The sequence below is a fragment of the Pontixanthobacter luteolus genome (genome assembly GCF_009828095.1).
Taxonomy (GTDB): Bacteria; Pseudomonadota; Alphaproteobacteria; order Sphingomonadales; family Sphingomonadaceae; genus Pontixanthobacter; species Pontixanthobacter luteolus.
The window spans coordinates 692,015-713,809 of the sequence record NZ_WTYP01000002.1; the positions used below are offsets into that span (position 1 = coordinate 692,015).

Annotated in this window: 27 protein-coding genes; 19 read left to right on the plus strand and 8 right to left on the minus strand. The window is 59.7% G+C overall.

The genetic code is table 11. From position 1 onward, the window contains the following. Positions 1–128 precede the first annotated feature (128 nt). Genes GRI43_RS11875 through GRI43_RS11895 form a run of 5 tightly spaced genes read left to right on the plus strand, consistent with a single transcriptional unit; the run spans position 129 to position 3,324 of the window. Entirely contained in the window at positions 129–338 is a 210-nt protein-coding gene (locus GRI43_RS11875; RefSeq protein ID WP_420850004.1) for a DUF3572 family protein, read from the plus strand. Continuing rightward, positions 335–964 carry an HAD family hydrolase gene (locus GRI43_RS11880; RefSeq protein ID WP_160731306.1) on the plus strand — a complete coding sequence of 210 codons (630 nt, stop codon included), beginning with the start codon at positions 335–337 and terminating at the stop codon, positions 962–964. The genes GRI43_RS11875 and GRI43_RS11880 overlap by 4 nt, the downstream gene beginning before the upstream one ends. Positions 965–984: 20 nt before the next feature. Beyond that, positions 985–1,446: a RidA family protein gene (locus GRI43_RS11885; protein WP_160731307.1), complete on the plus strand. Its 462-nt coding sequence runs from the start codon at positions 985–987 to the stop codon at positions 1,444–1,446. Then, on the plus strand, positions 1,418–2,191 hold the full coding sequence (locus tag GRI43_RS11890; protein ID WP_235903745.1) for a glycerophosphodiester phosphodiesterase family protein: 774 nt from the start codon (positions 1,418–1,420) through the stop codon (positions 2,189–2,191). The genes GRI43_RS11885 and GRI43_RS11890 overlap by 29 nt, the downstream gene beginning before the upstream one ends. Then, complete coding sequence (locus tag GRI43_RS11895) at positions 2,188–3,324, plus strand: GNAT family N-acetyltransferase (RefSeq protein ID WP_160731309.1); 1,137 nt, start codon at positions 2,188–2,190, stop codon at positions 3,322–3,324. The genes GRI43_RS11890 and GRI43_RS11895 overlap by 4 nt, the downstream gene beginning before the upstream one ends. Before the next feature lie 10 nt (positions 3,325–3,334). Here GRI43_RS11895 and GRI43_RS11900 read toward each other — a convergent pair whose 3' ends face one another. After that, positions 3,335–3,664: a sel1 repeat family protein gene (locus GRI43_RS11900; protein WP_160731310.1), complete on the minus strand. Its 330-nt coding sequence runs from the start codon at positions 3,662–3,664 to the stop codon at positions 3,335–3,337. 289 nt (positions 3,665–3,953) lie between these two features. Between GRI43_RS11900 and dksA the strand changes: the two genes are divergently transcribed. The 7 genes from dksA (at position 3,954) to kynU (ending at position 9,590) form a co-directional block, all read left to right on the plus strand. Further along, entirely contained in the window at positions 3,954–4,412 is a 459-nt protein-coding gene (gene dksA, locus GRI43_RS11905; RefSeq protein ID WP_160731726.1) for an RNA polymerase-binding protein DksA, read from the plus strand. 116 nt (positions 4,413–4,528) lie between these two features. Then, positions 4,529–4,906 carry a PilZ domain-containing protein gene (locus GRI43_RS11910; RefSeq protein ID WP_160731311.1) on the plus strand — a complete coding sequence of 126 codons (378 nt, stop codon included), beginning with the start codon at positions 4,529–4,531 and terminating at the stop codon, positions 4,904–4,906. Positions 4,907–4,969: 63 nt separating this feature from the next. Next, a complete protein-coding gene (locus tag GRI43_RS11915) occupies positions 4,970–6,427 on the plus strand; it encodes an ABC transporter substrate-binding protein (RefSeq protein WP_160731312.1) in 1,458 nt (485 codons plus the stop codon). Positions 6,428–6,516: 89 nt separating this feature from the next. Further along, the gene (locus tag GRI43_RS11920; protein ID WP_160731727.1) at positions 6,517–6,906 is read left to right on the plus strand and encodes a DUF4112 domain-containing protein; all 390 of its coding nucleotides are present in this window, start codon (positions 6,517–6,519) and stop codon (positions 6,904–6,906) included. A 61-nt stretch (positions 6,907–6,967) separates the two neighbouring features. Next, positions 6,968–7,759, plus strand: coding sequence for a tryptophan 2,3-dioxygenase (locus tag GRI43_RS11925; protein WP_160731313.1), 792 nt, complete (start codon positions 6,968–6,970; stop codon positions 7,757–7,759). Next, the gene (gene kynB / locus GRI43_RS11930; RefSeq protein ID WP_160731314.1) at positions 7,756–8,382 is read left to right on the plus strand and encodes an arylformamidase; all 627 of its coding nucleotides are present in this window, start codon (positions 7,756–7,758) and stop codon (positions 8,380–8,382) included. Before GRI43_RS11925 ends, kynB begins: the two co-directional genes overlap by 4 nt. Then, positions 8,379–9,590 carry a kynureninase gene (kynU, locus tag GRI43_RS11935; protein WP_420850005.1) on the plus strand — a complete coding sequence of 404 codons (1,212 nt, stop codon included), beginning with the start codon at positions 8,379–8,381 and terminating at the stop codon, positions 9,588–9,590. The genes kynB and kynU overlap by 4 nt, the downstream gene beginning before the upstream one ends. Before the next feature lie 15 nt (positions 9,591–9,605). On the opposite strand, the gene GRI43_RS11940 is transcribed toward kynU, so the two are convergent. After that, entirely contained in the window at positions 9,606–10,046 is a 441-nt protein-coding gene (locus tag GRI43_RS11940; protein WP_160731315.1) for a hypothetical protein, read from the minus strand. A 44-nt stretch (positions 10,047–10,090) separates the two neighbouring features. Beyond that, positions 10,091–10,681, minus strand: coding sequence for an HNH endonuclease (locus GRI43_RS11945; RefSeq protein ID WP_235903797.1), 591 nt, complete (start codon positions 10,679–10,681; stop codon positions 10,091–10,093). 142 nt (positions 10,682–10,823) lie between these two features. Between GRI43_RS11945 and gluQRS the strand changes: the two genes are divergently transcribed. From gluQRS to GRI43_RS11970, 5 genes are all read left to right on the plus strand, one after another. Further along, positions 10,824–11,660 carry a tRNA glutamyl-Q(34) synthetase GluQRS gene (gene gluQRS / locus GRI43_RS11950; RefSeq protein WP_160731317.1) on the plus strand — a complete coding sequence of 279 codons (837 nt, stop codon included), beginning with the start codon at positions 10,824–10,826 and terminating at the stop codon, positions 11,658–11,660. Between the two features lie 13 nt (positions 11,661–11,673). Next, a complete protein-coding gene (locus GRI43_RS11955; protein WP_160731318.1) occupies positions 11,674–11,910 on the plus strand; it encodes an HIG1 domain-containing protein in 237 nt (78 codons plus the stop codon). Further along, complete coding sequence (locus GRI43_RS11960) at positions 11,911–12,507, plus strand: cob(I)yrinic acid a,c-diamide adenosyltransferase (protein ID WP_160731319.1); 597 nt, start codon at positions 11,911–11,913, stop codon at positions 12,505–12,507. 58 nt (positions 12,508–12,565) lie between these two features. After that, entirely contained in the window at positions 12,566–13,435 is an 870-nt protein-coding gene (locus tag GRI43_RS11965; RefSeq protein ID WP_160731320.1) for a 3-hydroxyacyl-CoA dehydrogenase NAD-binding domain-containing protein, read from the plus strand. Between the two features lie 88 nt (positions 13,436–13,523). Beyond that, the gene (locus tag GRI43_RS11970; RefSeq protein ID WP_160731321.1) at positions 13,524–13,868 is read left to right on the plus strand and encodes a hypothetical protein; all 345 of its coding nucleotides are present in this window, start codon (positions 13,524–13,526) and stop codon (positions 13,866–13,868) included. Between the two features lie 36 nt (positions 13,869–13,904). On the opposite strand, the gene GRI43_RS11975 is transcribed toward GRI43_RS11970, so the two are convergent. Genes GRI43_RS11975 through mutS form a run of 3 tightly spaced genes read right to left on the minus strand, consistent with a single transcriptional unit; the run spans position 13,905 to position 17,354 of the window. After that, the gene (locus tag GRI43_RS11975; protein ID WP_160731322.1) at positions 13,905–14,294 is read right to left on the minus strand and encodes a YidH family protein; all 390 of its coding nucleotides are present in this window, start codon (positions 14,292–14,294) and stop codon (positions 13,905–13,907) included. Then, positions 14,269–14,703, minus strand: coding sequence for a hypothetical protein (locus GRI43_RS11980; RefSeq protein ID WP_160731323.1), 435 nt, complete (start codon positions 14,701–14,703; stop codon positions 14,269–14,271). The genes GRI43_RS11975 and GRI43_RS11980 overlap by 26 nt, the downstream gene beginning before the upstream one ends. A 32-nt stretch (positions 14,704–14,735) precedes the next feature. Further along, positions 14,736–17,354: a DNA mismatch repair protein MutS gene (gene mutS / locus GRI43_RS11985; protein WP_160731324.1), complete on the minus strand. Its 2,619-nt coding sequence runs from the start codon at positions 17,352–17,354 to the stop codon at positions 14,736–14,738. A 159-nt stretch (positions 17,355–17,513) separates the two neighbouring features. Here mutS and GRI43_RS11990 point away from each other — a divergent pair, with 159 nt between their 5' ends. After that, positions 17,514–19,775 carry an NADP-dependent malic enzyme gene (locus GRI43_RS11990; RefSeq protein WP_160731325.1) on the plus strand — a complete coding sequence of 754 codons (2,262 nt, stop codon included), beginning with the start codon at positions 17,514–17,516 and terminating at the stop codon, positions 19,773–19,775. Here the strand turns inward: GRI43_RS11990 and GRI43_RS11995 are convergent. Further along, entirely contained in the window at positions 19,772–20,563 is a 792-nt protein-coding gene (locus tag GRI43_RS11995) for a sulfite exporter TauE/SafE family protein (RefSeq protein ID WP_160731326.1), read from the minus strand. The genes GRI43_RS11990 and GRI43_RS11995 overlap by 4 nt on opposite strands. 99 nt (positions 20,564–20,662) lie before the next feature. Further along, the gene (gene trmB / locus GRI43_RS12000) at positions 20,663–21,367 is read right to left on the minus strand and encodes a tRNA (guanosine(46)-N7)-methyltransferase TrmB (RefSeq protein WP_160731327.1); all 705 of its coding nucleotides are present in this window, start codon (positions 21,365–21,367) and stop codon (positions 20,663–20,665) included. 149 nt (positions 21,368–21,516) lie between these two features. Between trmB and GRI43_RS12005 the strand changes: the two genes are divergently transcribed. Further along, positions 21,517–21,735, plus strand: a complete 219-nt coding sequence (locus GRI43_RS12005; protein ID WP_160731328.1) for a hypothetical protein — start codon at positions 21,517–21,519, stop codon at positions 21,733–21,735. Positions 21,736–21,795: the final 60 nt, after the last annotated feature.

Consider the following 21,795-nt stretch of genomic DNA (forward strand, 5'->3'; position numbering starts at 1 on the left):
ATGGCCCTTCTGGACCTTCAACCATTCCTTATGACTCAAGCGGGAGTCTGACAATTCTGCACGGCAGCAAATCCCCCGACCAGAGCGCGATTGGCGCCGAAAGCCTGGCCCTGGCAGCGCTGGGCTGGGTGCTCAGCGATGATGACCGCGCCGCGCGATTGCTTGCACTTACCGGGCTGACGCCCGATATCCTGCGGGACCGATTATCCGATCGGGGCGTTCTGGCCGCAGTGCTAGAATTCCTGATCAATCACGAACCCGATCTTATCGAGGCTGCCGATACGCTGCAGGTCAAACCGCAGGATATCGTCGCCGCGCATGAAAGCCTGACCCGATGAACCGCCCTCTATTGATATCCGACTGTGACGAAGTGCTGCTGTATATGGTCGCCCCGTTTCGCGACTGGCTGGCCGAAAGCGAAGGGGTGGAATTCCGTATGGAAGGAAACAATTTCGCCAACGCCATGCGCTGGAAGGAAAGCGGCGAGCTGGTCGGCGAGAAGGATATCTGGCGGCTGCTTGGCGGATTTTTTGACACGGAGATGCACCGGCAAACCCCGATCGAAGGCGCCATCGAAGGTATCAACGCGATTGCTGAAAATGCCGAGGTGGTGATCCTGACCAATCTCAACGACGAACGGCAGCAAAAACGGACAGAGCAACTGGCCAAGTTCGATCTGCACGCGAAAGTGTTCACCAATCAGGGGCCGAAGGGGCCTGCCCTGTCGCGGATCATGGAAGAATACCAGCCGAGCAGGGCAATCTTCATTGATGACCTGCCGCAGCATCACGAATCGGTGTCTGTCGATGTTCCGCATGTGAAGCGCCTGCATCTTTGCGGTGAACCGATGCTAGCGTCGAAAATCGACTGTGCATTCGAGGCCGGACACGCGCACGCCCGGATAGACAACTGGAATGACGCGCTGCCATGGTTGCTGGACCAGCTGCATGGCGACAGTGAGTAGGCAGGAGCAGGGGACACGCGATGAGCATCAATGCGAGACTGAACGAACTAGGCATTACACTTCCGAAAGCGGCGGCGCCGGTCGCAAGCTATATGCCGGTCGTGGTGCACGGCGATCTAGCCTATGTGTCCGGCCAATTGCCGTTTGTTGACGGAAATCTGGTGACCGGTCGGTTGGGCGAAGACGTCAATCTCGATCGCGGCATCGCGGCAGCGCGGGCCTGCGGGCTGATGATCCTGGCGCAATTGGTCGAAGCGCAAATCTCGCTCGACCGGGTGCAGCGGATCGTGAAGCTTGGTGCATTCGTCAACTCCGTCCCCAATTTTACCGATCAGCCGAAGGTCGCCAACGGCACATCGGATCTGATGGCGGAAGTTTTCGGTGACATTGGCCGTCACGCGCGCAGTGCGGTCGGGGTGCCAGTGTTGCCGCTGAATGCGGCGGTAGAGGTGGATGCGATCATTGCTGTTTCGTCTGCTTGATAATTGGCGCGCACCCGCGCCGGATGCAGGTAAGATTGCCTGGATCAAAGAATGGGAATTCGCCCATCGCGGACTGCATGCGCCGGGCGTGCCGGAGAATTCATCCGGTGCATTTGCCGATGCGATCCGCCGCGGGATGGGCATCGAATGCGACATCCAGCGGTCGCGTGATGGCCGCGCGATGGTGTTTCACGACTGGGGCCTTGACCGCCTGACCGACTTGTCCGGCCCGGTTGCAAAACTGGATGCCGCGCAGCTGGAAGAAGTCCGGCTGTCGGGCAGCAATGATGCAATCCAGTCCCTGCCGCGTTTCCTCGATCAGGTGGGCGGGCAGGTGCCGGTGCTGATCGAATTGAAATCGGCGTATGACCGGCGGATCAACTCGCTCTGCATGGAGGTCCACCGCGCTCTTGAGGGATATCAGGGCAAATATGGTGTGATGAGTTTCGATCCGCGCGTTTCCCGGTGGTTCTCCGCCCATGCACCGCGCACGGTTCGCGGGCTGGTGCTGAAGGATCGTGATTTTCGCGGTCCTCTCGGCCCGGCCAAGCGGCGGCTGGCGATGTGGCATGCCAGGCCAGATTTCCTCGCTTGCGACGTCCGCGATCTGCCCAGCGCCTTCATCGCTGCGCAGCGCGGGCGCGGCGTTCCGGTTGCCAGCTGGACAGTGAAAACCGCAGAGCTGCACACGGTGGCCTTGGAGAATGTCGATGCGCTGATATCCGAAGGCGAGGGGCTGGTTTGAGCGACAATGCCCTGGTCGCGAAAGTCGCCGGTTCTGTCGGCGCGATTGCCAAGTCTGAGTGGGATGCATTGGCAGGCGGCGATAACCCGTTTGTCCGCCATGATTTCCTGACCGCGCTGGAAGATTCCGGCAGCATCGGGCCGGGCACCGGCTGGCAAAGCGCGCCCATTGTGATCGAAGGGGAAGGCGGAGAGTTGCTGGCCGCGATGCCTGCATTCCTGAAGGGGCATAGCCAGGGCGAATATGTATTCGATCATGGCTGGGCGGACGCGTATCAGCGGGCCGGCGGCGAATATTACCCAAAATTGCAGATTGCGGCGCCTTTCACGCCCGCAACGGGCCCGCGGTTGCTGTTCAAAAACCCTGAATATGCGGTGCCGCTTTTGCGGGCAGCGGAGCAGCTTTGTCAGGGAAACGGATTTTCGTCGGCGCATGCAACCTTCATCGAACCGGGCCAACTGCCGATCTTCGAACAGGCCGGATGGATGCTGCGCAGCGACATCCAGTTCCACTGGGAAAACCGCGACTATGCGACCTTCGACGATTTTCTGGACCAGCTTGCTTCGCGCAAGCGCAAGGCCGTGCGGAAAGAGCGTGCGGCAGCTATAGAGGGGCTGGAAATCCTGCACCTGACCGGCGCAGAAATCGGCGAAAGCCAATGGGACGCGTTCTGGAATTTCTATCAGGACACCGGCGCGCGGAAATGGGGCACGCCGTATCTTACGCGCGAGGCGTTCACGCTGCTGGGTGAACGCATGGGCGATGCAATCCTGATGATCCTTGCCCTGAAAAATGGCGTGCCGATCGCCGGAGCACTGAATTTCATTGGCGGCGACGCGATTTACGGCCGCTATTGGGGGTGCAGCGAAGACCGCCGCTTCCTCCATTTCGAGCTGTGCTACTATCAGGCAATCGATGCCGCCATCGAACGCGGATTGAACCGGGTTGAGGCGGGCGCGCAAGGCGGCCACAAACTGGCCCGCGGTTATGAACCGGTCACAACATGGTCAGCCCACTGGATCGCCGATCCCGGATTTCGTGCTGCAGTCGCCGAGTTCCTCGAACGGGAACGCGAAGGTATTCAGATTGATCAGATGTATCTGGGCGATCGAACGCCCTTCAAGAAAGGGTAAGCGTCCGGGTTCAGGCGACTTTGCGGTCACTTGCGCGGAGCCATTCCCGGGCGCGGCGCTGTGCCTCGGCAATTTCGCGCGCTGTCATTTCATCTGAAACATCGGCCCGGCACCAGGCTGCTTCCTCGTGGCCTTCGACGGCAGCAAGGTTGAACCATTTGTGCGCTTCCACCAGATCGCACGGTGCGCCGTGACTGCCGGTAGAAAAAGCCACGCCCAGATCGAAATATGCGGTCCCATCGCCCTGCGCTGCAGATGCGAGGCATTCTGCGACCAGTTGGTCTGCGGCTTTGGTGTTCAGTTGCTGAGCGTTCCCGCCGTCAATTGAGGTCAGTTTCATTTTTTAGTCCCCTGTTTCCGGCAATTCCCCCTGCCGGTGAACACTGGTTCGCCCGAACATGGTCAACAAATGGTTAACGCGGTGCCGATAAAATTAATGGAGAGTCACCAAGCACAGCATTGCGGAGGTTTATTTTGGGCCAGATGATGCCGCTTCGTGGATTGCGTCTTGTGCGCTCAGATGCGCCCGCCTATAGGCGCGGCCATTCGATCACTCGAAGTTGCCGACCGGGAGAGAGGCCGAAAGGTTCTGGAGCGGCAACAGGACAGATTTGGGAGCCGAGGACTTTATGCCTAGCGCGTCTGCCGACGACACCAAGATCCTTGAAAAGGTGAAGCATTCGCTTGAGCCGGATTATGTTCCGAGCGATGACGAATCCTACATGAGTGGCAAGCAGCTGGACTATTTCAGAATGCTGTTGCTGGAGTGGAAAAAATCCATCCATGATGCTTCTTCTGCGACGCTGCAATCGTTGCAGGACGGCCCGATCCGAGAAGCGGATTTGAACGACCGCGCATCCAGCGAAACCGATTGGAGCATCGAACTGCGCACCCGTGACCGGCAGCGCAAGCTCATCTCCAAAATCGACTCCGCACTGCGCCGCATCGACGAGGGTGAATACGGATATTGTGAAGTCACTGGTGATCCGATCGGTCTCAAGCGGTTGATCGCCCGGCCCGTCGCCACGATGACGGTCGAAGCGCAACAGGCGCATGAAAGACGTGAAAAAATTTCACGTGACGACTGAATTCACACAGTTTTTTCTGCACCGGATTTAAACCTTCATTAGCCACTGAACCCCTATATCGCTGGGGCCTGAACAAGGCAGTCCAACGACGTAAACGAAAGGGGCCAGCGCGCAAAATGTCCAGCGTCGATACTCGCGATATTCACCGTGACAGCCTGTTTCTTATGGCTGAAATTCGTCCCGAAGGGGACGATACCGTTTCGCGTGTCAAGGTCCGTAATCTTTCGCCCGGTGGCATGATGGCCGAAGGTGGCGCACTTGTTTCGCGAGGGGCGAAACTGGCGATCAATCTCAGGAATATCGGCTGGATCGACGGGATCGTTGCCTGGGTTCAGGATGCGCGCTTCGGGATAGCTTTCTCGGAAGAGATCGACCCCAAGCTGGCCCGCGCGCCGGTCGAAAGCCTGAACTACGAATCCCCTCGCTTTACGCGCCCGTCTTCATTGCTTCCGCCGGAAGCAATTCTGGACAAGAGCAAGCTGCGCAAGCTCTAGGATATTTTGGGCCGGAGCAATTCCGACCTGACGATCGCCCGGCTTCCTGCTATCTCGCCTGCAATGGCGCGGGCACCTCAAACGATTCTGGCAATTCTTGGCCTGCTGGGCCTCGCCAGTTGCGGTCTTGGTGCTGGCGACGATACCACCAAAATCGTCTTTATAGGTTCACCATCGGATTTGCAGGCAAACGGGCTGCGCCTCTCGCCAGCGGGACAGCACCTGCGGGCAGCGACGTCTGCAGGCCTCGTTTCCCTCAACGACGAAGGCGACGTTGTGCCTGCCCTGGCGGAACGCTGGATCGTTACAGAAGACGGACTCAGCTACATTTTCCGGCTTCAGAACACTGACTGGCCTGATGGCACGGCGATGACCGGCGAAAACGTGCAGGCTGCACTGCGACAGAACATTCGCGATCTGAAGGGGACCTCGCTGGGCATCGATCTGTCAATTATCGATGAAATCCGCGCGATGACGGGCAGGGTGGTGGAAATCAGGCTGAAAAGCCAGATGCCGCAATTCCTGCAATTGATGGCACAGCCGGAACTCGGGCTGAGGCGCGGCGGCGCGGGCGCGGGGCCAATGGTTTCCGAGGCGACCGATGAAGGCGTCCGGTTGACGGTTATGCCACCTGATCTTCCAGAAGACACCGATATCGACGAGTGGCGCGAGCAGTTCCGCGTGGTGGATGTTTCAAGCATGAGCGCCCGGCAGGCGACCGAAGCATTCGAACAGGGAAATGCCGATGCGGTCTTCAATGGTCGGTTGGCGAGCCTGCCGATGGCCGATACCGGGCCGTTGTCGAGCGGGACAGTCCGCCTTGATGCGGTTTTCGGACTGTTCGGGCTGCAAATCACCAACGCGAATGGTCTGCTGACGGAGCCTTCACGCCGCGAAGCGATTGCAATGGCGATCGACCGGTCGGCGTTGTTGCAACCCTTCAATATCGGCGGCTGGACTCCTTCGACGCGGATTGCCCCTGCCAATCTTCCCGGCAGAAGTTTCGAGCCGCAGGAAAGGTGGACGCAGATGTCCATCGAAGAACGGCGCTCAGCTGCTAGAGCAAGGCTCGCGTCAGGGGACTCGCTTGAATTGACCATGGCCCTCCCTGAAGGCCCGGGTTCCGACACGCTGTTTGCCAGCCTGGCTGCAAATCTTGCGGAAGTAGGGATCACGCTTGTCCGGGTTCAGCCAAACCAGAGACCTGACCTGCGCCTGGTGGACCGGTTGGCCCGGTACTCCGATGATCGCTGGTTCCTCAACCAGTTCAATTGCGACCTGAAGCGCGGCCTGTGTTCAAAAGAGGCCGATGCGTTTGTGGGCCGGGCAATCGCCGAAACCGACACGGCTCAGCGCGCGGCATTGATGCGCAGCGCAGAACAGGCCCTGCTGGATTCCAATGTTTATATTCCGCTGGGCGCGCCCATCCGCTGGTCGCTGATCCGTGGCAATGTAGACGGCTTCTCCGAAAATCGGTGGGGCCTCCATCCCTTGTTCCCGATGGCCAGACGCCCCATCTAGGAGCCAAAGGAGTATTCATGGTCCAGCTGGAACCTTATAAACCGGAACCTTATACCTCGGAACCTGGCGAAAGCGGCCGAGCGAGGCCCATGGGGTTCGAATTGCCGACCGGCACAGATCCCGTTTCGATCCGCAAGCGTATCGAAGCCATGGAGATGCTGCTGGAACGCAGCTTCAAAATTCCGGGTGTGAATTATCCGATCGGACTGGATTCACTGATCGGTCTGGTTCCGGTGCTGGGCGATATCGTGACCACCGCCATGGGCGCTTATATCGTTTGGGAGGCCCGCAATCTGGGCCTGCCGCGGTGGAAGATATGGCGCATGATGGGCAATGTCGGTTTTGACGCTGTGCTGGGTGTTGTCCCGCTGGTTGGCGACGCGGCCGATTTCCTGTTCCGATCGAACACTCGCAATCTGCGGATCGTGAAGAAGCACCTCGACAAGCATCACCCTTCATCCCGTGTGATCGATAGCTGAGCAGGCGAAGCCGCTGCGAAGATAGTTTCAAACTATACCGGTTTGCCTCTATAGCGCCTGCATGACCAAGGGCGTTACCTATTCAAGCTATCTCGATCTGGACCGGATTTTGTCCGCCCAGCACCCTGCATCCGATGCGCATGACGAGATGCTGTTCATCATCGTTCACCAGGCGAGTGAGCTGTGGCTCAAACTTTGCCTGCATGAACTGACCGAGGCGCGAGAGCACATTGCCGCCGACACTCTGCGCCCTGCATTCAAGATGCTTGCCCGCGTCGCCCGCGCGCAGGGGCAGCTGATTTCCAGCTGGGACGTTCTGTCCACCATGACCCCGCATGACTATTCGCTGGTCAGGCCGCATCTGGGTACGAGCTCAGGATTTCAGTCGGCGCAGTACCGTCTGATGGAATTCCTGCTGGGCGGCCGCAATCCCGACATGGTCACCATGCACGAGGCAACGCCCGACATCGCGCTTCTGCTGAAAGACGAACTGCGCCGCGCGAGCCTGTATGATGAAGTTGTCCGGTTGCTTGCGCGGCGCGGGTTCGCAATTCCGCAGGATGTACTGGAACGTGACCCGCAGGCACCATGGTCTGCGTCGGATGCTGTCGAAGCAGCGTGGGCGGAGATCTACCGCCACCCGAACAAGCACTGGGACCTTTACGAACTGGCTGAAAAACTGGTCGATCTCGAATATCATTTCCAGCGCTGGCGTTTTGGACATCTCAAAACTGTCGAACGGATTATCGGCTTCAAGAAAGGCACTGGCGGGACCGCCGGGGTCCCCTATCTGGAAGCGGTGCTCAAGCAGACATTCTTCCCTGAATTGCTGTCGGTGCGGACCGCGATATGAGCGCACGGATATGGGATATTTCGCAGCGTCTGCGCCCCGGATTGCCGGTCTGGCCGGGCGATACCGAATTCGCCCATGAACGGACCTGGAAGATGGCGGATGGATCGCCGGTCAATGTCTCGCGCCTGACAATGTCTACCCATTCAGGGACCCATGCCGATGCGCCGCTGCACTATGACGAGGCAGGTCTCGACAGCGCGTCCTCCGCGCTAGAGCCCTATATCGGCGAATGCCTCGTGGTGGATGCGCGCGGCGTCGGTGCGGCGATCGAGGTCGGCGATTTGCCGCACTTGCATTCCGCAGACCGCATCCTGTTCCGCACTTACGAAACCTTCCCGCATGAAGCGTGGGAAACCGGCTTTACCGCTATTGCCGCAGAAACGATCAAATGGCTCGCGCTGCAGGGGGTCAGGTTGGTGGGAATCGATACGCCGTCGATAGACCCGCAGGATTCAAAGACGATGGATGCGCACAAGGCAGTGCTCGCTGCAGATATGCGCATATTGGAGGGACTCGTCCTCGATGATGTGCCGGAGGGGCGGTATGAACTGATTGCGCTGCCGCTGCCTTTGGCGGGCGCTGACGCATCGCCGATCCGCGCGATCCTGAGGGAACTGACATGAGCCTGATAGACACAGCCCGGGCATTGGATGCCGGCGATCCGCTGGCGGAATTTCGCGGCCGGTTCGACTTGCCGGAAGGCGTGGTCTATCTCGATGGCAACTCGCTCGGCGCGCTGCCCAGGGCCACGCGAGAGCGTGTGTCGCAGGTTGTCGATGCAGAATGGGGCCGCGACCTGATCCGCAGCTGGAACAGCGCAGACTGGATCGGGATGCCGCAGCGTATCGGCGCCAAAATTGCCCCGCTCATCGGCGCTCAGCCACATGAAGTGATCGCTTGCGACAGTGTTTCGGTGAACCTGTCCAAGTTGATCGGTGCCGCGCTGCAAATGCGCCCCGGGCGAAATGTGGTGCTCAGCGAACCCGGCAATTTCCCGACTGATCTTTACATGGTGCAAGGCAGCCCGGCGGCTCAGCGTCTGGCCGCGCGGGATAAAATTGTCGATGCGCTGGATGATGATGTTGCGCTGCTGATGCTGACGCATGTGCATTACAAGACCGGCGAGATGTTCGATATGGCCGCGCTGACCAAGGCGGCGCATGATGCAGGCGCGCTGGTGCTATGGGATCTGTCGCATAGCGGCGGCGCGGTCCCGGTGGACCTCAACGCTTGCAATGCCGACTTGGCGGTTGGCTGCGGCTACAAATATTTGAACGGCGGACCCGGTGCGCCTGCCTATGCCTTTGTGGCCGAGCGGCATCACGATGCGCTGCATAACCCGATCAGCGGCTGGATGGGCCACGCCGCGCCCTTCGCTTTTTCAGATGAATACGAGCCAGCCGCCGGCGTCTCACGCCTGCTCGCAGGCACGCCGCCTGTGCTGGCGATGGCGGCATTGGAGTGCGGGGTCGACCTGATGGCAGAAATCGGCATCGAACCGCTGGTTGCCAAATCACGCGCGCTGTCCGAATTCTTCCGCGCTGCGATGGCTGAACATTGCCCGCAGCTGGAATGCGTCAGCCCTGCCGACGCGCCGATGCGCGGCAGTCAGCTATCCTACCGCCATAAGGACGCCTATGCACTGTGCCAGGTGCTGATCGCACGCGGTGTGATCGGTGACTTCCGCGATCCCGATATTCTGAGGTTTGGCTTCGCCCCCGCCTATGTCAGCTACGAGGATGCAGCGAAGGCGGTAAACGCGCTCGCGGAAATTCTGGAAAATGACGAGTGGGACGCGCCGCAGTTCAAAAAGCGCGCGGCGGTTACGTAGGCAGCCGCGCTATCACTAAGAGTTTAAGCGATAAATCGACATAGCAGTCTCATAGTCGATGTAGGTCGCGCCACTGTACGGTTTTACTGAGACGAATTGTCTGATCTCTTCAGCAGAGAAAGACCAATCTTTCGGGAGCTTGAGCTTTCTTTTTGCTGCTCCGTCGGCCGAGTTGCAGTCGCCACAGATGAGTGTTTCCAAAAATCGGCCATGCCCATGACAATGATGACGGGTCAATGATACAGAGAAGCCCATTCCATGCTCATCTCCAAAGCGTGCGCGAAAGGACGGCCCCTTGATTTCGGTCCATCGGACGAGTTGTTGAGCGGTCCGCCCAGAAGAAGGACACTTCCAACGACTTTCAACGGCACCGCGATACAGCCTCGCGCAGTGCATGCCTGAGAAATTCTGCAAATCTTCTTGCGTTGGTATTTTCGAGTATTTTTGGGATTTCATTCTTGGACCCAAATGATGCGGATAATTTAACTAGCGAAGCCTGATCACCCTTCCAGCTCGATATCCCAGTACAGCCAGTCCCGCCATGTTTCGTGCAGGTGGTTCGGCGGGAACCCCTTGCCGATGTGCTGCAATTGCCAGCTGGTCGGCCGGATCGGATTGACCGGTTTCATATGCGCCTGTTCGGGTGTGCGGCCGCCTTTCTTCATGTTGCAGGGGGCGCAGGCGCTGGCGATGTTTTCCCACGTGGTCTTGCCGCCCAGTCGGCGCGGAATCACGTGGTCGAACGTCAGATCCTGGCCGCTGCCGCAATATTGGCAGGTAAACTTGTCGCGCAGGAACAGGTTGAAACGGGTGAAGGCGGGAAATTCGCTCTGCTTCACATATTGGCGCAGCGCGATGACTGAGGGGATCTTCATGTCGAGATTGGGCGAATGAACCTCGCGGTCATAACTCTCGATAATGTCGACCCGGTCAAGGAACACCGCCTTGATGGCAGTCTGCCACGGCCACAAGCTCAGCGGATAATAGGACAGCGGCGTGTAGTCCGCATTGAGGACGAGCGCGGGGCACGCCGAAAGATTGCGGCCTCCATCCTCTTCAGCGCGCCTGAATTGCGCCGCAGTTTCGATCAGTTCAGCTTTGAACACGCAAATGCTCCTTCCTGATGGACACAAGAAGATCATTTGCGCCAGAAAGCGTCAAGCCTGTTACAAGGTGTCAATCCACAAGCTTGTTCGCCCGGCCGTGCGGTGTTCGTCAAAGCAGGAAGCCTGAATGATCGTTACCCGCTTTGCTCCAAGCCCCAACGGGATGCTGCATCTGGGCCATGCCTATTCCGCGATAGTCGCGCATGATCTTGCGCGGGAGGGTGGGGGCCGTTTTCTGCTGCGGATCGAGGATATCGACGGCCCGCGCAGCAAGCCCGAACTGGCGGAAGCATTCCGCCGCGATCTGCAATGGCTGGGGCTTGAATGGGAGGAAGTGCCGGCCCAGTCCACCCGCCTTGTACGGTACGAGCAAGCGGCGCGCGACGTACTGATCGGCCAGCACGGCGTGCTTTATCCCTGCACCTGCACCCGTGCAGAAATTGCCGCATCGGCGACACAGAGTGGCCCGGACGGCCCGATTTACCCCGGAACCTGCAAAGGCCGCAGCATCGATCCGAACCGGCCCGATGCCGCATTCCGCATCGACATGGCAAAAGCGATGGAGATTGCGGGGCCGCTGACCTGGCGCGATGCCCTTGTAGGGGAACAAGCCGGACGGCCCGATCTGTTCGGCGATGTCGTGCTTATCCGCAAGGATGCCCCGGCCAGCTATCATCTGGCGGTCACGCTCGACGATGCGAGCGACGGAATAACGCTGGTGACGCGCGGGGCGGACCTGTTCGCGGCGACCCATATCCACCGGCTGCTTCAGGAACTGCTCGGACTGCCGGTGCCGGTATGGCATCACCACGATTTGCTGCTGGACGAGAGCGGGCAGAAATTGGCCAAGCGGCGCGATTCCGCATCGCTTCAGGATCGACGGTTGGCTGGCGAGGACGGACTCGCGCTGGCCAAAGCGCTGCGCAGCGGGAACCTTCCTGCTGGTATTTCGCTTGGTCGGTAACTAGGTAGGTGTCATGACAACATTTCTGATTATCGTTCTCGCAATTCTCTGCATTCTGGTGGTCGTGTCGCTGGTTCGTGGCATCGTGGCTTTCCTGCAAAGCACGAAAATCGATCTTGAAACTGGCGAAAGCCAGGACGCAACCGAAATGCAGCTTAGGCAAAACAAGGCCATGTTCGCCCGGATCAAGTATCAGGGGCTGGCCATTCTTGTCGTGGTGATCATCCTCGGCATCAGCCGCGCGGGTTAATTGGTCAAACTCAACAAGATATACACCCGCACGGGTGACGATGGTTCAACGGGGCTCGTAGATGGTTCGCGCGTTGCGAAGCATGCCGCGCGGATGGATGCCATCGGGGCTGTAGACGAGGCCAACAGTGCGCTGGGCCTTGCCGCCGTGTCGCTGCAAGGCGGTGCCCATGCCCCCGATGTCGAGCGAATACAGAACGACCTGTTTGATCTGGGCGCGGATATTGCCACCCCGCTGGGCGAATTCGGCGGGTCGGATTTTGAACCCTCGGAAATGGTGCTGCGGATCGTCGCGCCGCAGGTCGATTGGCTGGAGACTGCAATCGATGCGCTGAATGCCGATTTGCAGCCGTTGACCAGTTTCATTCTTCCAGGCGGATCAGAAGCTGCCGCGCGAACTCACATCGCCCGTGCATCGGTTCGCCGGGCAGAACGCGCGCTGACCGCCATGGCGGCGGAAGAACCCACAAATCCGCAGGCGCTTGCCTATATCAACCGCCTGTCGGACTATCTGTTTGTTCTGGCCCGTGTGCTCAACGATAACGGCACACGCGACGTGAAATGGGTGCCCGGCGCGAGCAGAGGCGCTAAGCGCTAGTCAGGCCAGCCATCAGCCGCTAACAGGCCCTTTTGCTGCATGTGCGAAGGGATTTCAGATGCGTAAAGTCGCAATCATCGGTGCTGGTCAAATGGGCTCGGGCATTGCCCAGACAGTGGCCCAGAATGGCATCAATGTGATGCTCTCCGACATCGAGCTGGCAGTGGCAGAAAAGGCCAAGGGCGGCATTGAGAAGGCGCTTGGCAAGCTGGTTGGCCGCGGCAAGATCGAGGTCGCAGATGCCGAAGCGGCTCTGTCCCGGATTACACCGATCGCCGATAATGCAGCCATGGCCGATGCGGATTTGATCATCGAAGCGGCGACCGAGCAGGAAGCGATCAAACGTAAGATCTTCGAAGCCGCCGGCAAGGTTCTGTCGGCTGATGCGATCATGGCCAGCAACACCAGTTCGATCCCGATTACGCGGATGGCCAATTACGCGCCCGATCCCGAACGCTTCATCGGGCTGCATTTCTTTAATCCGGTGCCGGTGATGGGCCTGATCGAAGTCATCCCGGGCCTGGCCACGGCCCAGAACACCACCGACCGGATCACCGCCTTTGCCGAAAGCCTGGGCAAGGAAGTCGTCCTGTCGCAAGACGAACCCGGCTTCGTCGTGAACCGCATCCTGCTGCCGATGATTAATGAAGCGATTTTCGTACTCGGTCAGAGCACGGCCAATATCGAAGACATCGACAAGGGCTGCCGACTGGGCCTCAACCACCCGATGGGCCCATTGCAGCTCGCTGATTTTGTTGGGCTCGACACCTGTTTCGAGATTATCAAGGTCCTCTACGATACCACCGGCGACAGCAAATACCGCCCGGCGCCGCTGCTCGTAAAATATGTCGAAGCAGGCTGGCTTGGCCGCAAGACAGGCCGTGGTTTCTACGATTATTCAGGCGAGGCACCGGTGCCAACCCGCTGACGGTTTGCCGCATGCGCCGCCTTTCCCGGTTCAATGGGCGGAACACAGCGCGGTGCTCAACCGTTGGTCAGGCAAAGGAGATTTCTCAATGACTGACCGCAAGACACTTTCGCAGGAAGAACGCCAGTCCGGCCTCGCGCCGGAAACTCACAATGACGAGCAAGACGATCATCGCAACCAGGCTCAGGAAGTGGCGCAGCAAGCGCAGGCCCTGACCGAAGAAACCGAGAGTCCGACCGAAAGCGTGAAGGATGCGCGCGGGCAGACGCCGCTCGGTTCGTCGGAACAGGATACGATCGATCACATGCGCGACATGGAAAGTTCGGGCCGCATCGACATGGATGCCTACGCAAACGAGCCGAACCACGACGACAATGTCGACAAATACGGCAAGGACAAGAAATTGGACGGATTGCGCGGCGACGGCACCTGATTTCAGGCTAGCCGCGCCTTCAGGATGCAGGACTGACTAGATGTCGTCTGCGTTAAGCATCCACAGGGCTACGGCCAATATCACCGCCCCCGCGCTAACAATGTAGCTGAGCCAGCGCATATGTAACGCGCGCGGGGCGTCGATATCATGGGAATTCAGCCGTGACAGGGTCCGACATGCATTGCGCTGAGCCGACCATGAGACAAGTCCGCCGATCAAGATGAAAATCGTCGCAATCGATTTCGCCAGATAGGGCGGCTGCAATTCCCCAAACAGGGCACGAAACGCCAGGCCGATGCCGATTGCGGCAAATGCCGTCCGCAGCCAACCGGCATATGTCCGCTCGGTCGCTTGGACCGTGCGGTCCTCCGCCCAGTCGGTGCGCTGTTCAGCGAGATCGTTAGAAGAAGGGTCCGGCTCTGCCATCGATCATGACGATATCACCTTCCTCGGGTTCGGCAACCATGCTGTCGTTTGCCGCGCTCCGCGGAACCTGTGCCTGAACGCGCGGAGTCGCAGCGTTATCTTCTTGAAAATTATTTTCATCGAGGCCGTCCGGCGTAGGATCGAATCCCTCTGCCATTTCAACCAGTTCATCGTCAGCATAGAATTCAGACGGTTGGTACTCCTCGCGCGGCGGAGCAATTTCAGATTGCATGGCGACGGGAGGGGGCGGGGCGGCAGCGCGCGTTCTGTTGCTGCTATCATCTTCGTCGACGAATTGAGCGACGACACCTTCCTGGTCTTCTGTACCGACCAGATTGGCTGCGACAAAGGCTACCGCGCCTACGAAGGCGAGTGTGCCGAACTTAAATCGAGATAGATTTTGCGACATAGTGTCCCTGACATAAGGGCAAATTCTTAATATCAGGTAGATTCCGCAGCGCGCTTGATTTCATACAGGATTTCGAGGGCTTCGCGCGGAGAGAGAGCATCTATGTCGAGTTCCGACAATTTTTCGCGCACGGGGTCGCCGGGTTCATCATCGTCGGCCTGAACGGCAGCAAATAGTGGCAAATCGCCCAGTCCGGCCGCCAGTCCACCAGTTTTTGCGCGGCCTTTCTCCAGCTTGTCGAGCACCGACTTGGCGCGCGCTACGACTTGCTTCGAAATTCCCGCCAACCTTGCGACGGCCAGTCCATAACTGCGGTCAGCGGGGCCGTTTGCCAGTTCGTGCAGCAATACCAGATCGCCCTTCCATTCGCGGGCGCGCACGTGATGCAAGGACAGTGCATCGCATCTGTCTGCAAGGCGGGACAGCTCGTGGTAATGTGTCGCGAACAGGCACCGGCATCGATTGTTTTCGTGCACCGCTTCGACCACCGCCCACGCCAGTGCCAGCCCGTCATATGTCGAGGTGCCGCGCCCTACCTCATCGAGGATCACGAAGCTGCGATCTGTCGCTTGGGAAAGGATCGCGGCGGTTTCGACCATCTCGACCATAAATGTCGAGCGGCCGCGGGCAAGATTGTCCGATGCGCCCACCCGGCTGAACAACCGATCCACCAGCCCGATCTGTGCGCTCTCTGCAGGGACATAGCCGCCAGCCTGCGCCAACAACACGATCAGGGCATTCTGGCGCAGGAATGTCGATTTACCGCCCATGTTCGGCCCGCCGATCAACCACAGCCGGTCTTCCGGCACCAATGTGCAATCATTGGCGACAAACCGGTCCCCCGCTTGCGCCAGAGCAGCTTCGACCACCGGATGCCTGCCGCCGACGATGGCCAGAACGGTGTCTTCGCTGATTTGCGGGCGGCACCAATCGCCTTCGGCTGCGCGCTCAGCCTGCCCGGCGCTCACATCGATCCGCGACAAGGCATCTGCTGTCGCTGCAATCTCTTGGCGCGCGGCCACAACCTGCGCGGCAAGCATTTCGAAGTGTTCCTCTTCAGCGGCCAGCGCGTGCCCGCCCGCTTCGCTGATCCGGCCAGCTTCTTCATGCAGCGACAGCGAGTTGAATCGCACTGCACCTTTCATCGTCTGCCGGTGGGTAAAGCCGCTGTCAGGTGCCATCAACGTGTCGGCATGGCGCGCCGGGACTTCTATGAAATAGCCGAGCACACCATTGTGCTTGATCTTCAGCGAAGCGATGCCGGTATCGTCGCGGTAGCGCGCTTCGAGAGCCGCGATTGCCCGGCGCGCATTGCCCGAAACCTGGCGCAATTCGTCCAGCGATGCGTCATAACCTTCGGCGATAAATCCGCCGTTTTGCCGTTCGGTAGGCGGGGCTGCGACCAGTGCGCGCTGCATCAGGTCGACCAGCGCTCCATGCCCGCCCATCAGCGGCAGCAAGCTTTCGAGCAGCACGGGGCGGTCTGGCTTGTGCGACAGGAAATCACGAACCCTGCGAGCTTCTGCCAGCCCGTCACGAATTTGGCCCAGGTCCCGCGGACTGCCGCGGCCCGCCACCACACGTCCAAGCGCGCGGCCGATATCTGGCAGCAAGCGGAGGACATCGCGCAAATCAGCGCGGAGCAGCGGGTCCTGGTGCAAGTAGTGAACCAGTGCGAGCCGGCCCGAAATTGCGGCCATGTCGCACAGGGGCGCGGACAGGTCGTCAGCCAGTTGGCGGGCGCCGGCTCCGGTAACGCAGCGGTCGATGGCGGCGATCAGGCTGCCCTGGCGGCCCCCTTGCTGCGAAGTCAGTATCTCAAGGCTCGCCCGTGTCGCCTCGTCCATGGAGAGCTGGCTTTCGCCTGCACGCACACGGGGCGGCAGCAGCAGTGGCAGATCGCCGCGGCCGACATGTTCAAGATAGCTGATCAGTCCGCCTGCGGCAGCCAGCATTGCCCGGTCGAAATCGCCAAAGCCATCCAGCGTCTTTACCTCGTGCAGGGTCTTCAGCCGCCTTTCGCCGTCGTCACTGCCGAAATCTGATTTTGGCCGGCTGATCGTATCTTCAAGCCTTCCGGCCCAGTCATCGGGGGTGATGATTTCGCTGGCACCGACGCGGGCGAGGGCAGCGTGCAGATTGCCGGGATCGCAGCTTTCCAGCACCATCCGCCCGGTGGAGATATCGCAACTGGCAATTCCGATGGACCCGCGCACCTCGCACACAGCCGCAAGCATATTTGCGCGGCGCGGTTCCAGCAGGGCTTCCTCGGTCAGGGTGCCAGCCGTGACGAAGCGGACGATGTCGCGCTTCACCAGCGCCTTCGATGAGGGAGTGCCTTCCCGTTTTGCGCGCTGTTTCGCCTGTTCCGGTGTTTCCACCTGCTCAGCGATGGCGACCCGGCATCCGGCCTTGATCAGGCGGGCCAGATAGCCTTCGGCGGCGTGGACCGGCACCCCGCACATCGGGACCGGATCCCCGCTATCCTTGCCCCGTGCGGTCAGCGCGATGTCGAGGATCGATGCCGCCTGTTTTGCATCGTCAAAGAACAATTCGAAGAAATCCCCCATGCGGTAGAACAACAGGCATCCTTCGGCCTGCTGCTTCAGCGCATGGTACTGTTCCATCATAGGGGTGGTTTTGCCCGACATCGCCACGGACTACTCGGGCCGCCTGCGATTCGGGAAGGGCATGCTCTGGCCCTATCCACCATACACTTGAGGGCTGTCGTCTTTCCCCTATCGCATCGCTTTGCCGTGGGCTAAGCGGCAGCGGCAAGACCCAGGGGCAAGCAACAGAGGTATCCGAACGTGGCAGAAGACAAGACCAACAGTTTCACCGCTCGTGAGGCACTTTTCTACCATGAAACGATCCGTCCCGGGAAAATCGAGATCATCGCCTCCAAGCCGATGGCAACGCAGCGCGACCTCTCGCTCGCTTATTCCCCTGGTGTGGCTGTGCCGGTTGAAGAGATTGCGAAAGATCCCGCAAACGCCGCCAAATATACTGCGCGTTCCAATCTGGTCGCGGTGATTTCAAACGGCACTGCAATTCTGGGCCTCGGCAACCTGGGCGCGCTCGCTTCCAAACCGGTGATGGAAGGCAAGGCCGTTCTCTTTAAACGTTTCGCCGATGTTGATTCCATCGATATCGAACTCGACACCGAAGACCCGGAAAAGTTCATCGAGGCCGTGGCCCTGATGGAACCGACTTTCGGCGGCATCAATCTGGAAGACATCGCCGCGCCTGAATGTTTCATCATCGAGCAGGCACTGCGCGAGCGGATGAATATCCCGGTCATGCATGATGACCAGCACGGCACCGCGATCATCGCCGCTGCCGGTCTGATCAATGCCTGCCACCTGACCGGACGCGATTTTGCCGATGTGAAGATGGTTGTGAACGGCGCCGGTGCCTCTGCGCTGGCCTGTACCGCGCTGATCAAGGCGATCGGCGTGCCGCACGAAAACGTGATCGTGTGCGACCGCACCGGGCCGATTTATCCGGGCCGCGAAAATGTCGATCAATGGAAAAGCGCGCACGCTGTACCGACAGAAGCGCGCAGCCTTGAAGAGGCGCTGGAAGGCGCGGATATCTTCCTTGGCCTGTCCGCTGCAGGGGCGCTCAAGCCTGAATGGGTGAAAAAGATGGCTGACCAGCCGATCATTTTCGCGATGGCAAATCCGACGCCTGAAATCATGCCTGACGAAGCGAAGAAGGTGCGCCCGGATGCCGTAATCGCCACCGGCCGGTCGGACTTCCCCAACCAGGTCAACAATGTGCTCGGCTTCCCGTTCATCTTCCGCGGTGCGCTGGATGTTCAGGCAACCGCGATCAATGAAGAAATGAAGGTCGCGGCGGCTCACGCAATCGCCGATCTCGCTCGCCAACGGGTGCCGGAAGAAGTCGCTGCCGCTTACGGCAGAAATCACAAATTCGGCACTGATTACATCATTCCCGCCCCGTTCGACCCGCGCCTGATGGAAGTCGTTTCGTCCGCAGTGGCGAAGGCGGCAATGGATTCGGGCGTGGCCAAGGCTCCGATCGCCGATTTTGAAGCCTATGCCCTGTCGCTGAAAGCGCGCCTGAACCCGACGACTTCGGTCCTCACAAACACTTATGAGATTGCGAAAGCCAATCCGAAGCGTGTGGTCTTCGCAGAGGCGGAAGAAGACGTTGTGCTGCGCGCCGCGATCCAGTTCCGCGATTTCGGTTATGGCACGCCGGTCCTGGTTGGCCGGACGAAAGCCGTGGCCGACAAGATGCATATGCTGGGGGTCGACAATCCGGGTGATTTCGAAATCCAGAACTCGGCTGATTGCGAATACGTGCCGGCGATGGTGGATTTCCTCTACAAGCGCCTGCAGCGCCGCGGTTACACCCAGCGCGACGTGCAGCGGATGGTGAACCAGGAACGCAATGTGTTCGCCGCGCTGCTGGTTGCTCTCGGCCACGGCGACGCGATGATTTCGGGTCTGACCCGCACGTTTGCCCAGACCGCCCGCGAAGTGAATTTGGTACTGGATGCGAAAGAGGGCGCGCTGCCCTTCGGCATACACATGATGATCGGCAAGAACCACACGACTTTCCTTGCCGATACCACGATCAACGAACGCCCGAGTTCGAAAGAATTGGCGCATATCGCCCGTGAAACTGCGGCCGTTGCCCGCCGCATGGGCCATGAACCGCGCGTTGCATTCCTGTCCTATTCCACATTCGGCAATCCGAGCGGGAAATGGCTGGAAAATATCCGTGAGGCTGTTTCGATCCTCGATCAGGAAGATCCCGGCTTCGAATATGAAGGCGAAATGGCGCCCGATGCCGCGCTCAACCCCAAGGTCATGGCGCAGTACCCGTTCAGCCGGCTGTCCGGCCCGGCCAACGTTCTGATCATGCCGGGGCTGCAATCGGCCAACCTTTCGGCAAAGATCCTGCGTGAACTGGGCGGCGATGACACAATCGGCCCGATGCTGATCGGGATGGAAAAACCGGTCCAGATCGCGCCGATGACTGCCATCGCGCCCGATGTCCTGACACTGGCCGTGCTGGCCGCAGCCGGGGTCGTCGGCTAAGTTTCCAGCAGCATATACAGGCCGATCGTGCTGGAGGCGCTGAGCACGCTTCCCACCAGCACGAGCATGAAATTGGTGGGCAGGTATTTTGCGGCCATGGCTCCGAACGGGGCCGCAGCCACACCGCCCACCAGCAGGCCAATGGTCGGGGCGAGCAATGCCTCACCCCCTAACTGGCCGAGAAAAGTTCCGGCGATGATGACCGCAATGAAAAACTCCGCGCTGTTGACGGTGCCGACTACTTTTCTCGGCTCGGTCCCCTGAAGCATGAGGCTGGAACTGACCACCGGACCCCAGCCGCCCCCTCCAATCGCGTCCAGCAAGCCACCAAGGAAGCCAAGCGGTCCGACATGGCGGGCGGTGCCTTTCTCGTAAGTGTCACGCATACCGCGCAGCAGAAGGATAACGCCGAGCAGAGCAAGATAGCCGAGCACGAGTGGTTTGATCACAGCCGCGTCGACATTGCTAAGCCCATAGGCACCGATCGCCCCGCCGATCACGCCCGGCAGCAGCAGTCGCAGGAACATCCGATTGTCGACATTGCCGCTGAGAAAATGGCTGATCCCGGATGCAGCTGCAGTGAAGCATTTGATGATATGCACGCGGTATGAAGCCTGGGCAGGCGGCATCCCCACGACGCCGATCAGCAAGGTGTTGGCGATTGCGCCGAATGCCATGCCCAATGCGCCATCGACCACCTGAGCCGCGAAGCCGATGGCGATGAATTGCCATAGATCGGCGAGGCGAATTCCAAATATCGTCTGATCAAATGCAGCGGCAACATCCATCGCCCTGCGGTATGGCGCGTAAAAACAGCTTGGTATCAGGAATTATACGCTGGCACCGGCAGTCGCTGCGGCCATTTGAGCCGCGCGGCGCTTGGCCGGTTAGTCTTTGCGGCGATAGCGGAAATACCAGACCTCGTGGCCAAACACCTCGCGGGCCTTCTTTTCGTACCGCGTCTCGCACCAGCCGCTAGGGCGGTTTTGCCAATCGGCAGGCCCTTCTGCGAGCCATTCGAAACTGTCGGTATGCCGCTGCATCACCATCAAGGCGTGACGCAGATAGATGTCGTGATCCGTGCCGAAGCGGAACTCTCCGCCGGGTTTCAACTTGTCGGCAAACATCTGCACCGGCCCGTCATTCATCATGCGCCGCTTCGCATGGCGCGCTTTCGGCCACGGGTCGGGATGGAGGAGATAGATGAAGCTCAGGCTTGCGTCGGGAATTCGGGATAGCACCTCCAGCGCATCACCATGATGCAGCCGGATGTTTGCCAATCGCTGCTCCTTGGCGTGAGCCAGCGCGCCTGCGACACCATTCAGGAACGGCTCTGCACCGATAAGGCCGTGGTCAGGCAGCATATTGGCGCGGTCGGCCAGATGTTCTCCGGAACCGAACCCGATCTCGAAATGCAATGGCCGTTCGCTGCCAAACAGGCGCTCGGCTGTGACCGGGCCTTCTGTTGGCACGGCGATTTGCGGCAGGAAATCGTCCACCAGACTTTGCTGGTAGGCGCGCAGGGGCTTGCCAATCGATCGGCCGTAAAGCCGGTTGAGGGTGGTCGGATCGCCTTCTTTGTGTGCAGTCATGCCGGGCGCATTAGCGGCATCAACCCCAAGCGGTCCAGATGCCATATGCGCTTGCTGCGCCGCCGATTGCGCCGGGTATCAGCGGGCGGAAGAACAGCGGCTTGTCGATATTTCCGCTTATCAGGTGACTGAGCCGCCAGGCGGCCGTCGTGAAGCATTACACCACGTGCATCCGCTGGGACGCAGCAGCAGGGGGCACGACCAACAGACCGACCAGCAATGTATTGGTAGTCAGCGTGAGCCCCATGTCCATCGCCCCGTCCACCATCTGGGCTGCAAAACCGATCGGATTGAAGGGGACGAGCGCCGAGAAATCGGAAGCGGCGAAATCCGTGACCCGGCTTTTCCTTCACCGGTTTGCGAGATGAATTCGTACCGGACAAACGAGAACACCCGGGATGCTGCCATCCCGGGTGCCACTCGCTATC